9 protein-coding genes are annotated in these 12,919 nt (G+C 47.1%); 1 reads left to right on the forward strand and 8 read right to left on the reverse strand.

Annotated elements, in window-relative coordinates; translation table 11 throughout:
* Positions 1-51: 51 nt before the first annotated feature.
* From WBJ53_RS16690 to WBJ53_RS16705, 4 genes are all read right to left on the reverse strand, one after another.
* Positions 52-1,395: a TldD/PmbA family protein gene (locus WBJ53_RS16690; protein ID WP_338868120.1), complete on the reverse strand. Its 1,344-nt coding sequence runs from the start codon at positions 1,393-1,395 to the stop codon at positions 52-54.
* Between the two features lie 95 nt (positions 1,396-1,490).
* On the reverse strand, positions 1,491-3,131 hold the full coding sequence (locus WBJ53_RS16695; RefSeq protein ID WP_338868122.1) for a TldD/PmbA family protein: 1,641 nt from the start codon (positions 3,129-3,131) through the stop codon (positions 1,491-1,493).
* 384 nt (positions 3,132-3,515) lie between these two features.
* The gene (locus WBJ53_RS16700; protein WP_338868124.1) at positions 3,516-4,877 is read right to left on the reverse strand and encodes a TldD/PmbA family protein; all 1,362 of its coding nucleotides are present in this window, start codon (positions 4,875-4,877) and stop codon (positions 3,516-3,518) included.
* Positions 4,878-4,939: 62 nt separating this feature from the next.
* Entirely contained in the window at positions 4,940-6,598 is a 1,659-nt protein-coding gene (locus WBJ53_RS16705) for a TldD/PmbA family protein (protein ID WP_338868126.1), read from the reverse strand.
* A gap of 463 nt (positions 6,599-7,061) precedes the next feature.
* Here WBJ53_RS16705 and WBJ53_RS16710 point away from each other — a divergent pair, with 463 nt between their 5' ends.
* Positions 7,062-9,863, forward strand: coding sequence for a M14 metallopeptidase family protein (locus WBJ53_RS16710; RefSeq protein WP_338868128.1), 2,802 nt, complete (start codon positions 7,062-7,064; stop codon positions 9,861-9,863).
* Here WBJ53_RS16710 and WBJ53_RS16715 read toward each other — a convergent pair.
* From WBJ53_RS16715 to WBJ53_RS16730, 4 genes are all read right to left on the reverse strand, one after another.
* Positions 9,839-10,126, reverse strand: coding sequence for a hypothetical protein (locus WBJ53_RS16715; protein ID WP_338868130.1), 288 nt, complete (start codon positions 10,124-10,126; stop codon positions 9,839-9,841). The genes WBJ53_RS16710 and WBJ53_RS16715 overlap by 25 nt on opposite strands.
* 461 nt (positions 10,127-10,587) lie before the next feature.
* Complete coding sequence (locus WBJ53_RS16720) at positions 10,588-10,785, reverse strand: hypothetical protein (protein WP_338868132.1); 198 nt, start codon at positions 10,783-10,785, stop codon at positions 10,588-10,590.
* A 585-nt stretch (positions 10,786-11,370) separates the two neighbouring features.
* Positions 11,371-11,658, reverse strand: a complete 288-nt coding sequence (locus WBJ53_RS16725; protein ID WP_338868134.1) for a DUF983 domain-containing protein — start codon at positions 11,656-11,658, stop codon at positions 11,371-11,373.
* A 236-nt stretch (positions 11,659-11,894) separates the two neighbouring features.
* Complete coding sequence (locus WBJ53_RS16730; protein WP_338868136.1) at positions 11,895-12,764, reverse strand: helix-turn-helix transcriptional regulator; 870 nt, start codon at positions 12,762-12,764, stop codon at positions 11,895-11,897.
* Between the last annotated feature and the right edge of the window lie 155 nt (positions 12,765-12,919).

The following is a 12,919-nucleotide window of genomic DNA, read 5'->3' on the forward strand; positions in this document are numbered from 1 at the left end:
TGGGAAAATCCTGTTCATCCTGTAAATCCTGTCGAAAAAAGTCACCCCAATTTATACGGCATCAGACAGACTGGTAAACGTAAACTCCCGAATTTTCATGGGCGGAATCAGGTAGTTCTGGTCCGACTCGGTACTAACCACTCGTTCAGGAACGCCGAGCGACTCGAGGTTATTGAGCATAATGATCGGACTTTCGTTGAAGCGAAAGTTCTTGACCGGGTGTTTGATCTTTCCGTTTTCGATGTAGAACGTTCCGTCGCGGGTAAGGCCCGTTAGCAGAATCGTTTGCGGATCAACTTCCCGGATGTACCAAAGTTTTGTTACCAGAATCCCCCGCTGCGTTGTTCGGATCATTTCTTCGAGCGACGCATTGCCCCCCATCATAATCACGTTGGTTGGGCCAGGAACAGCTTTTTTACCCATTTTCTGCGCCCAGAAACGTGAATAGCTCAGGTTTTTAACAACCCCTTTCTCAATCCACATCACTTTTTCCTGCGGGCGCCCATCGCCCGACCAGGGCGATGCGGGCAGTTCGGCATTGGTCGGGTCCGAATAAATTGTTACCCGTTCATCGACAATCTTGTCGCCAAGGCGCGACTTACCACCCGATTTGCTGAAATAAGAGCGTCCTTCGTCGGCCGAGCGGGCGTCCATATTGAAATAGATGTTTTCCATCAATACGGCCCCTGCCGTTGGTTCCAGAATGACGGTGTATTTGCCCGGTTCCAGCGCACGGGCTTCTACTGATCCCAGACATTTCTGAATGGCCGTTTTGGTAGAAGCCAGTGTATCCAGTTTCGAAAAGTCGCTGTATCCACGTGCCACATAGCCCGATCCTTTACCATCGTCGGTGCGGACGGTGAGCGAGAAATTCACGTTCGTGCTGGGATAATAGGCAAATAGCCCTTTGGAGTTCATCATGGCCGAGTAGCCCCGATAGTCCTCTAAAAAGCCCGCCCCCTGAATTTTGGTCCCGCTTCCTGCGGTTAATTGCAGGCTCTTTGCCACGGCATTGGCTCGATCGGCCGGGGTAATTCTGGCTGTCGAGTCAAAAAAACCATTACTTTTCAGGTACTGCTGCGGCCCCAGAACGCCCACGTGCTCCGGGTTTTCGGGAGCCAGTTGCGCTAGTTCTTCCGAACGCCGAACCACTTTTTCCAGCGAGGCATCGTCGAATTCGTCGATAGTGGCAACGCCCACTTTTTTACCATAGGCCGACTGAACTACCAGATTTTTATTGATAACCGAACCGCTGGTCGATACGGCATTGCGGGCATACCGAATGTTGCCGCGCTCTTCGCCCAGAAGATTCACTTCACATTCGTCTGCCTTCGAATAACTTAATACTTTCTGCATCAGAGCTTTTGCCTCTGATTCGGACAAAATAACGGCCATATGTTTTTAAATTTCGGGTTTGTGGCATCAAGTAGTTACATTAGTTACAAAGCTAAAAAACTCAACACCACATTGTTTCCCCGACCGTAACTAAATTAGATTTTCCGGGCCGTGTTTATCACATTGACGCTATTGAAGCGCGCCGTGGAGCTACCATGCGATACGGCACTGGATTGAGAGGGCTGCCCTTTACCATCGAAGAACGAACCACCCATTCGATAATCGCGATCATCGCAAATTTTCACGCACGAATTCCAGAACTCCTGGGTGTTGGACTGGTAAGCCACATCCCGCAGCATGCCCCCTATCTGGCCATCTTTGATTTCGTAGAACAACTGACCGCCAAACTGGAAGTTATACCGCTGCTGATCGATGGAGAACGACCCATCGCCAATGATGTAAATGCCTTTCTTGACATCCTTGATTAGTTCATCGACCGATACCTGCTCTTTGCCCGGTGCCAGCGACACGTTCGCCATCCGCTGGAACTGAACCGAACCCCAGCTATCGGCATAGCAGCAGCCCTGCGATTCATTCTCGCCAATGATGTGAACCTGATCCCGAATAGCCTGATAGTTGACCAGAATACCATCTTTCACCAAATCCCACTTCTTGGTTTTAACGCCTTCGTCGTCCCAGCCAACTGCGCCCAGCGATCCCGGCTGAATCTTGTCGGCAAAGAAATTCACCTGCGGACTACCGTAGTTGAACTTCTTCGACTGCCACTTATCGAGCGTAGCAAACGAAGTACCGGCAAAGTTGGCTTCGTAGCCCAATACGCGGTCGAGTTCCAGGGGGTGCCCAACCGATTCGTGAATGGTAAGCCAGGTGTGCGAGGGGTCCAGAATCAGATCGTACTTACCTGCTTCGACCGATTTGGCCGATAGTTTCTGTTTGGCCTGTTTGGCAGCAGCCGTCACATCTTCGAGCATGTCGTAGCCCTGGTTGTAGCGGGTGGTCACACCGGTTATTTTATCGCTCGGATTGGTTTGCAGGTAGTCGTAACTCATACCAACCGGGGCGCTTAATGAATTCCGGGTCTGGAACAGCCCGGTTTGCCGGTCAATGGCCGTTACGGTAAACGTTGGCCAGATACGGTGAATGTCCTGATCGATATAAGATCCGTCGGTGGAGGCAAAATATTTCTGCTCGTTTACCATGAACAGAACGGAGTTAACAAAATTGGCACCGTTGGCCATTGCTGCTCCATTCACGGACATCAACAGATCTACTTTTTCTTTAATGGGCACTTCAAAGCCGTTTTTCTTGATCGGCGCTTTCCAGCTTACTTCGCCAAAACCTTTCTGGGGTGCCAGTTGTACGGGTTCTTTCTGAATTTTGGCATTCGCTTTGGCAATGGCCACAGCCGTTTCGGCCGCCTTCGCCATGTCGCCTTCATTTTTGGCATCGACAACAGCCGCAAATCCCCAGCAGCCATCGGCAATGACGCGCACGCCCACCCCGAACGACTCCGTATTGACAATGTTCTGCACTTTGTCTTCGCGGGTGATTACAAACTGCCGCAGGTAGCGGCCGATGCGTACATCGGCATAGGTAGCTCCTTTGGATTTGGCCGCATTGAGAGCCGCATCGGCCAGCCGTTTCTTAACGGATACGTCCAGGCCCGGTTCTAACAACGCTTCAGAACTAACCGACCGGCCAAAGCCTGAAAGGGAAGGGAGCATAAGGGCACCTGCTCCTAATCCTGTTAATTGAATAAAATCCCGACGATTCAAGATTTGGTCCTCCTATAGTTAAATGAAATGTAGGGTAAACTAAAAAAATTCTACCGATTAAAGGCAAATGGAATCAAGCCCTAAAATTTAGAATTTATTGGCAGAAATCCATCTTTATACCAATCTTTGTTACAGAATTATTAACAAAAACTAACAATTTATTCGTTTAAAACAAAATAGTACATTATCTCCATTTATCACAAATGCCTTGTTTTTTCGGGCCGAATTCAGGGGCTGAACTATTTTTTATATTCAGGATACAAATGCATTTTTAAATAACATTGGTCACTCTGTCGGTCTGCGCCGAAAAAATTGGTAAGCGTATAAAAAGAGCCACCGCCTTCCCAGACGATGGCTCTAAACTAAATAAGGAATTACCCGATCCTAAACCGCATCGGAAAGACTGGTAAACGTAAAGTCCCGGATTTTCATTGGTGGAATCATGCTGTTATTGACCCGCATTGGTGTTCCCATTGCTTCAACGTTGTTGAGCATAATAACCGGACTTTCGTTGAAGCGGAAATTTTTCACCGGAAACTTGATCTGACCGTTTTCGATGTAGAACGTTCCGTCGCGGGTGAGGCCCGTCTGGACCAGCGTTTGCGGATCAACCATCCGGATATACCAGAAGCGAGTGACCAGAATACCTTTATCCGTACTTTTAATCAGATCGGCCAGCGATTGATTGCCCCCCTGGATAACGATACCGAATGAAGGGGGTGTAGCTTTTACTCCCTTCTTATCGGCCCAGTATCGCGAGTAGCTCATATTTTTAACGATACCGTTTTCGACCCAGATTATTTTTTCGGTTGGGCGTCCATCGACTCCGGCTCCACCGCCAAAGCCACCACCGCCACCACCTCGACCACCACCCCCACCAACAAAGGGCGAACCAGGGGCATCAGGATTCATGGGATCGGAATAGATTGTAACCCGTTCGTCGAAGAGTTTTTCACCCAGTCGGGTGCCTCCCCCTTTTTTCGACAAGAAACTCCGTCCTTCATCGGCCATCCGAGCATCCATATTGAACCGCAACAAATCGCCAGCGGCTGTTGGCTCCAGAATGACGGTATATTTACCTGGCTCCAGGGCACGGGCATTCGTCGACGCCAGTGCTTTTTGCATGGCTATTTCGGTCGACGATCTGGTATTTAACTTGCTAACGTCGTTGTAATCACGCGAAACATAGCCAGAACCCGTTCCGTCCGATGTGCGTGTAGTAATCGAGAATTCGACCGATGTAGCCCGGTTATAACCAAACAGCCCTTTGCTGGTGGCAATGGCGCTAAAACCAGTCGTATCTTCCAGATAACCAGCCGCAGTCAGATTTTTTTTCGCGCAGGGGTCGATGCTGTCGAATGCCGCCTGAGCCCGGAAATCGGGATTTATTTTTGCCGTTTTTTCAATGTAGCTGGGCGTATCCAGATAGGTCTGTGGCCCCAGCATAGGCATATACTCCGGGTTTTCGGGTGCCAGCCGAGCAATTTCTTCGGCCCGCCGAACGGTTTTTTCCAGCGATTGATCGTCAAACTCGTTGATGGTTGCCGAGCCAACCCGTTTGCCAAATACGGATGTTATGGCCAGTTCAAGATTATCCGTTTCTCCACTGGTCGATACGGTGTTACGGGCATACCGGATATTACCCACCCGGCTGCCACTAAGATTAACACTCATCTCATCGGCTTTGGAAAAGGAAAGAACCTTATCCACAATTTTTTTTGCCTCGTCTCGGGTCAAAATTGCCATATTGATTAGTTTTCAGTTTCAGGTTACTATGCTGATGATGGTGCCGGAGAAACCGGCGTTTTTTAAATATTACGACCTGTGTTAATTACGTTTACGTTGTTGAAGCGCGTGGTAGGGCACCCGTGCGATACGGCACTCACCTGCGAGGGTTGCCCTTTACCGTCGAAGAACGAACCAAACATTCGGTAGTCGTCCTTATCGCAAAGCTGGGCGCACGAATTCCAGAATTCCTGCGTGTTCGACTGATAGGCAACGTCGTTGAGCATACCGGCAATTTCACCATTCTTGATTTCATAGAACAACTGACCGCCAAACTGGAAGTTATACCGCTGCTGGTCAATCGAGTATGAGCCCCGGCCAATAATATAAATGCCTTTGTCGACACCCTTGATCATATCCTGCACTGAGCGTTTTTCGCTTCCATATTTCAGCGATACGTTAGGCATCCGCTGAAACTGAACCGAATTCCAGTTATCGGCATAGCAGCAGCCATTGGATTCATTTTCGCCCAGAATAGCCGCCTGATCGCGAATGGCCTGGTAGTTGACCAGAATACCGTCTTTAATCAGATCCCATTCTTTACAGGGAACCCCTTCGTCGTCGTAACCCACTTTTCCCAATGAATTAGGCTGGGTTTTATCGGCAACGATATTGACCAGTTTACTACCGTAATTAAAGCTCTTGGTTTTCCACTTATCGAGCGTAGCAAACGAGGTACCGGCATAATTGGCTTCGTAGCCCAGTACGCGGTCGAGTTCGGTGGGGTGGCCAACCGATTCATGAATGGTTAGACCCAGGTGGTTTGGATCAAGAACCAGATCATATTTGCCCGGTTGCACTGATTTGGCCGTTAGTTTTTCTTTAGCCTGTTTCGACGCCAGAATGGCATCTTCGATCATATCGTAGGAGTTTCGGTAGCCGATCAGGCCATTCGGGCCCGCGATTTTTTCGGATGCCAGCCCATCGAGGTATTCATAGCCCATGCCCATTGGCGCGCTGATGGCATCACGGGTTTTAAACTTCCCTGCCGCTTTATCGACAGCCGTTACGGTAAACGTTGGCCAGACACGATGAACATCCTGATCGATATAGGACCCATCGGTGGAGGCAAAATATTTTTGTTCGTTGACGAAAAAGAGATTTGACGTAACAAAGGCCGCTCCGTTTTTCATGGCCTCGTTATTCACATTCATCAGCAGGTCGATTTTCTGCTGAATGGGTACTTCGAACGCATTTTTAGTAATGGGCGTTTTCCAGCTCACTTCGCCAACGCCTTTCTGCGGTGCCAGCACAACCGGCTCTGTCTGGAATTTGGAATTGGCTTTGGCAATGGCAACGGCTGTTTCGGCACAACGGGCAATGGAATCGGGCGTAACGTTGCTGGTGGCAGCGAACCCCCAGGTGCCATTCGCAATGACGCGAATACCGATGCCATAGGATTCGGCGTTAACAACGTTCTGAACTCTTTTCTCACGCGTGAACGTATACTGCTGCAGGTATCGGCCAATGCGCACATCGGTATACGAGGCTCCTTTGCTTTTTGCCGCATTGAGCGCAATGTCGGCGAAGCGTTTTTTGGTGGCAACATCCACACCGGGCTCCAGGAGGTGTTCGGGAGCAACCGAGCTTCCCAGAACTGGAATGCCGGATGCCGGAATGCCGGCCGTTAGAAAGGCCCCCATTCCCATCCCGGACAAGTGGATGAAATCTCTTCTCTTCATGTGATGAATTAAGTATTTTACTTAGTTATTAAGTCTTATAAGGTCAAAATTATCGCTTATGAGAAACGCGAATATGGTTAAAAATGGCTTGCATAACAACAGATAACAAAACTTTTATGATGAGTGGCAAGCGCTTTACCAAATATTCATTGGAACAAGTACACATAATAACAAAATTGCATTATTTCTACCCATATTTACTATACCCTGAAAAAAGTAGTGTAAATGCAAGAGGCTATCCACTATTTTTTTTTCTGCATCTTATCGCTCTTTTAATGAAATATCTGCGGCTTTCTTACTTAAGTTTATAGGGGATTTTGCAAAAACTACTGATTCTTGGACTTTCGGGAGAATATATACGACGTAATATAACCCAGTTCCGGAGATAATTACGCTCTTATTGAATCCGACCAAACATCAGTAATCTCCATCAACGCATTACCCTAAACTAACTCAATTTATCATGTTCAAAGTTTTCCGATTAGCGGCTATTCTTCTGCTTGTGGTTCAAACCAGCGGATGGTCGCAGACACTTCCATCACCCAAAGAGCATTTTGGTTTCAATATCGGCGACGATTACCAACTTGCTACGTACACGCAAACCGAAGCCTATTTTAAAAAACTGGCAACCTCGGATCGCACCAAACTGGTCGATATTGGTATGACCGAAGAAGGACGGCATCAGTATATGCTAATTGTGTCGTCGCCAGAAAACATTAAAAAACTGGATCGGTACAAAGAGATTTCTCAAAAGTTAGCCCGTGCTGAAGGTCTTTCGGAAGAACAGGCACGCGCACTGGCTGCCGAAGGAAAAGCCATTGTCTGGATCGACGGTGGTTTGCACGCAACGGAAACCGTTGGTACGCACCAGCTCATCGAAACAGCCTGGGAACTCGTAAGTCGTAAAGATCCCGAAACATTGCGGATACTCGACAATGTGGTTATTCTGCTGACCCACGCCAACCCCGATGGGCAGGAGATTGTCAGTAACTGGTATATGCGTGAACCGAAAGCCGAAAAACGGGCTCTGGACCACCTCCCCCGCCTGTATCAGAAATACGTTGGTCATGACAATAACCGCGACTTTTTCATCATGAATATGAAAGAGACGCAGAATATGGGGCGCCAGTTGTTTATTGAGTGGATTCCGCAAATCATGTACAATCACCACCAGCGCGGTCCGGCCGGATCGGTGCTGGCGGGTCCGCCCTACCGCGATCCGTTCAACTACGTGTTCGACCCACTCATGATTACGGGGATCGATGCGTTGGGTGCTGCTATGGTGAATCGGTTAAATTCGGAGAACAAGCCTGGTTTTACCCGCCTGGGAGGGTCCGTTTTTTCGACTTGGTATAATGGTGGTCTTCGTACAACAACCCACTTCCATAATATGATTGGTTTGCTGACCGAAATCATTGGTGGGCCAACTCCAGAAGATATTCCGCTGGTACCGCAACGGCTGATCCCAAACGGAAATACACCGTTTCCCGTAACTCCTCAGAAATGGCATTTCAAACAATCGATCGATTACTCGCTATCGTTAAACTATTCGGTTCTGGATTATGCGGCCCGCCAGCGCGACGAGTTGCTGTATAACATCTATCGGATGGGCAAAAACTCCATCGACCGGGGTAGTCAGGATTACTGGACACTCTCGCCCAAACGCGTCGATGAAATTACCCGCGCCTATCAGGCCGATCAGAAAAAAAGTGGTTCTTCATCCACCGCAACCCCCGACCAATACGGATTACTGCCTCGTGGGGGCGGTTTGCCGGTAAAATACTACGACTCAATCATGAAAGCCCCCGCCGAACGCGACCCACGTGGTTATATCATTACGGCGAATCAATCGGATTTAGGGACAACCGTTCGCTTCATCAATGCGCTTGTTAAAACGGGTATTCAGATTCAGGAAGCTACGAGCGATTTCACGGTAGCAGGCAAAAAATATCCGGCAGGTTCTTATATCGTTAAAACCGATCAGTCGTTCCGGCCCCACATTCTGGATATGTTTGAACCACAGGATCACCCCAACGATTTCCAGTATCCGGGCGGCCCTCCGGTACGCCCATACGATGCGGCTGGCTGGACATTAGCCTACCAGATGAATGTGCAATTTGACCGCGTTCTGGATGCTTTCGATGGCCCATTCAAGAAATTACCGTTAGGTGAACTTCAGTCGCCCAAAGGTCATATCGATGCGGCATCGGGTGCTGGTTATGTACTGAGTGCCAAAGCCAATAATTCATTCATTGCTGTCAATGACCTGCTCAGTTCCGGTGTCGATGTCTATCGGATGCCCGTAGGAGTTTCAGGCAATTCGGCTATCGAATCGGGTGCGTTTTTCGTTCCCGCATCGGCCAAAGCCAAGACTGCGTTAGATAAATCGGCCAAAGATCTGGGTCTTGACATTAAAAGCATCGCGAAACGGCCAACATCGCTGGTTAAGGTAGCCCCCCAACGTATTGCGCTCTGGGATACCTACGGCGGTTCAATGCCGTCGGGTTGGGTACGCTGGCTGATGGAGCAATACCATTTCCCCATGAAGCTGATTTATGCGCAGGATATTGACGCGGGCGATTTGCGGAAGCAATACGACGTTATTGTTTTCGTAACCCGTGCCATACCAGCGCCCAGTACCGGCAATGGCCGTGGCGATGGTGAATTCAATTATTTTCAGGGTCGCGAACCGAAAGCCGAAGAACTACCCGCCGAATATCGTATGTGGGTCGGCAAAATTACTCCCGACAAATCAATTCCTCAGTTGAAGAAGTTTATGGAAGCGGGCGGTAGTGTTGTCACCATTGGCAGCAGCACAAATCTGGCCTATCACCTGGGCCTTCCCGTGAAAAGCGCGCTGGTCGAAATGACGAGTTCAGGTCAGGAGCGTCCACTACCAAACGAAAAATATTACATTCCGGGCAGTGTTTTGCGTGTAACCCTCGATTCGACTCAGCAGGCTACCTGGGGTATGCCCACTCAAACGGATGTATATTTTGATGCCAGTCCGGTCTTTAAAATTGCTCCCGATGCAATTGCGAAAGGAACGGTTAAACCGTTGGCCTGGTTTGCAACCGACAAGCCCCTGCGCAGCGGCTGGGCCTGGGGACAATCCTACCTCCGCGACGGCGTAGCTGCTTTTATGGCACCGGTAGGCGCGGGAAAATTACTTGCCTTCGGCCCCGAAATCACCTTCCGGGCACAAGCGCAGGGAACGTTTAAGCTCCTCTTCAATCAGCTTTATGGCGCTTCCGTAAGCCAATAATAGGAACCTATTTCCCGGCTAAAGGGAATTAATAAAAAAGCCTGATCGCTCTGGTCAGGCTTTTTCATATAGATAATCTTCAGGAACTCGCAGGCCGGAGACATTGGCTCCACAACAGGGGCACCACACTTCAATACTGGTTCCCCGACACTGCGGACATGGTGTGGCAATGAGCCACCGATTCGGCTCCGATGTATCACCGAATTCATCCAGGTAACCGTCATTACAAAAATTCGAACAATAGCGCCAACGGGTTTCCTCATACCCACAGTTTGGGCAAGGCGTTCCGTTCAGTTCATAATCATCCATGCCTTAATCAGACACATAAAACCTAATTGTCTAAGCAATAATAACAAAGGGGATCGATCAGGTGAGATTGGAGTTGGAGCAACTAATGTAACTACACAAAACGGATTTACACTATGCACGCGTCTAAGCACTATTATGCAGAAAGTATAACAAACAAAATACAACTAACTAACAATCAGAATATTATATAAAAATAAGCAGAATTAGCCAGGTGCTAAAACCAATTGAATGGTCCGCAATAAATCCGAGAATCAGGCGCCTTATAAGTTAGCCTACAAATATAGGTAAATCTACTGATTTTGTCAATTATAAATAAATTACCTCAAAAACCGACATTCATTTTCAGAAGCAGAATCGCAGGTAAAGTTTAGTCCTGCCATGCCTGTTCTTCTCTGCGAGTATCATAAATTTTATTTCACTTTTTGCCTGTAAGCAGGTTAAATTTTAGTAAGCCAATCATAAGTGCGACAACCATAGCACAGCAAACCGATGCGAATAAGATGTATTGTATTCGCTCGCCAGCCTTTATTTTCTTGTCCATAGCGCTAAGCGCATAAGTAACCATCATGAATAACTGACCAAAAACTCCCAGTACAAGTAAAATATAATTCATGATTAATAATTACTCAGTATAAAATACTACTTTTGAAAAACATATCGTAGTATTTTGCCACCAAAATTACCATTCAATAAATAACCAAAATTTGGATATACCAAGGGTCACTTTCTTTAGACCTATTGATTGCTTTAGTAATTCGAGACCCCAAAAAAGGTAAGCTTATTGATGAGAGTAGATAAATCTGTGAACCGTACTACCTGAAAGAGCAGACTTGCTTTATGCATTCGTTAGCACTGAATCAGCATTCATCATAACCAGAAAAAGTATAATCGCTTACAAACTTCAGTATTACCTATTCGCAATAATCGGAAAAGAGCACCGCTCATTTTGCGCATCAGCCACTTCTACTACGAAGATTTGTTCATTCATTCTGGCCCAGTACACCAATTTTCTTCTGGTAGACAAAGGAATATTTATTAGCGGGGAAATACCATTATTTTTTATGAAAGGCCGATTCATGCCATCAATGGTCGGTTTTCAAGAGTTGGCTACCCCCTGTCGGCAGGTCGTTCTCATAAAAAAAGAGCAGCCACTTTAGCTACTCTTTTTTTATGAGTTAAATGGGTCTACCAACGAATGTTACTTTATTTTTTGCTGTAGTACAGAAGGCTGCTGTGGCTTGGGACTAACAAAAATCGAAAGCCAGGTTCTGCGTGCCATCCGAAAAAAATAAGGAGTTAGTAGAAACAGGCTAGGGACTAATCCAATCAGGTAATAATCCAGATCTACGCCCAGCCAAACCACAACCAGGAAAAAGGTTATCAATATCCAGATTGTAAAAAAAGCATAGCTGACAAACATAGACGCCCAATAGAAACCAGGCTCGGGCATGAAATTTTGCCCACAGGCTGGACAATGATCATGCATACGGTCAAAATGACGACTAAACGCACTGTTTGTAACGAAAAAATCGCCCTGTCCGCACTGAGGGCATTTATTAAAAACAATACTATGGAACCGACTGTTAGCTGACATAATTTCATAATTTTACTACTGATTAACAGTCACTTATTAAGGTATAACCGTTAATCGGTATGGCTGTCACAAAGGTATACCAGGCCTAACTCAACCGCAAAGACATACAAACCATTGTATGGTACAAATCAACGATTTACGAACAGACTCTGCCGAAACTCGGCGGGCGTTTGCGTTGTCTGTTTCCGGAAAAATCGAACGAAGTAAGAGGGGTCGTCAAAGCCCAGGTAATAAGCTACTTCTTTCACCGATTGCGCTGTGTGCGTTAGCAGACGCTTTGCTTCAACAACCAAACGTTCGTGCAAAAGCTGACTTGCGGTTTTGCCAACAATCTTCTTACAAATGTGATTAAGATAATTTGGCGTAAGATTCATCTGTTCGGCATAACGGCTCACTTCCCTAACTGTCAGAAACTGACGCTCCAGTAATTCTTCATATTGCCGAATCCGATCATAAAGCTGCGTATCGACACCCGGCCATTGCTGATGATAGAGTCGGTTAGCCGTTTCGAGAATTATGTGTAGAAACGACAAAAAGACCTCCGCCCGGTTTGGTTGCTGCTGTTCATACTCTAAATAGGCCTGTTTGAAAACACTGCTAAACAACTCCTGCCGATCTGCTCCCGACACCAGGGGTTGTTGCTGATTTGAATGGTAGAATGGATATTGATAAAACCGGTTTCCAAACCGGCTCAGAAAAAAATTAGCATCAAAAAACAGGTTATAGCCACGAATATCGGATGATAATTGCCAGCTATGAATCTGGCCAGGTGTCAGAAAATACAACTGGTTGGCTTCTACAGTATAGGTTTTAAAGTCAATTGTGTGGGTGCCACTTCCCTGAAAAATCCACATGAGCAAATAAAACGTGTGCGCGTGTGGATCGTCGATTCCTTTTACTTCTTCAACAAGTTTTTCCAGCCGGGCCATATAAAAAAGCGTATAGGGCTCATGGCGAGGAAATGATTCAAGTTTAAATATGGGAACAGGAGCAGCCATTTCAGGAAATTATTTTTCGACCAAAACTACCGAGTCTTCGATAGCGTATGCTACACACGGCTTCAATAAATCAACTACCTGATAAATAAAACCTTACTATAGAAAAGTAGTCGTTTCGAAACCGCAGGAGCCAAAGATACAAGTATATTCATGGC

Source organism: Spirosoma sp. SC4-14 (assembly GCF_037201965.1).
Classification (GTDB): domain Bacteria; phylum Bacteroidota; class Bacteroidia; order Cytophagales; family Spirosomataceae; genus Spirosoma.

Excerpts from the sequence above, each read along its gene's own strand:
- WBJ53_RS16730 (WP_338868136.1), bottom strand. The coding sequence starts at position 12,764 with ATGGCTGCTCCTGTTCCCATATTTAAACTTGAATCATTTCCTCGCCAT.
- WBJ53_RS16705 (WP_338868126.1), bottom strand. The coding sequence starts at position 6,598 with ATGAAGAGAAGAGATTTCATCCACTTGTCCGGGATGGGAATGGGGGCC.
- WBJ53_RS16720 (WP_338868132.1), bottom strand. The coding sequence starts at position 10,785 with ATGAATTATATTTTACTTGTACTGGGAGTTTTTGGTCAGTTATTCATG.
- WBJ53_RS16700 (WP_338868124.1), bottom strand. The coding sequence starts at position 4,877 with ATGGCAATTTTGACCCGAGACGAGGCAAAAAAAATTGTGGATAAGGTT.
- WBJ53_RS16710 (WP_338868128.1), top strand. The coding sequence starts at position 7,062 with ATGTTCAAAGTTTTCCGATTAGCGGCTATTCTTCTGCTTGTGGTTCAA.
- WBJ53_RS16690 (WP_338868120.1), bottom strand. The coding sequence starts at position 1,395 with ATGGCCGTTATTTTGTCCGAATCAGAGGCAAAAGCTCTGATGCAGAAA.
- WBJ53_RS16725 (WP_338868134.1), bottom strand. The coding sequence starts at position 11,658 with ATGCATGATCATTGTCCAGCCTGTGGGCAAAATTTCATGCCCGAGCCT.
- WBJ53_RS16715 (WP_338868130.1), bottom strand. The coding sequence starts at position 10,126 with ATGAGGAAACCCGTTGGCGCTATTGTTCGAATTTTTGTAATGACGGTT.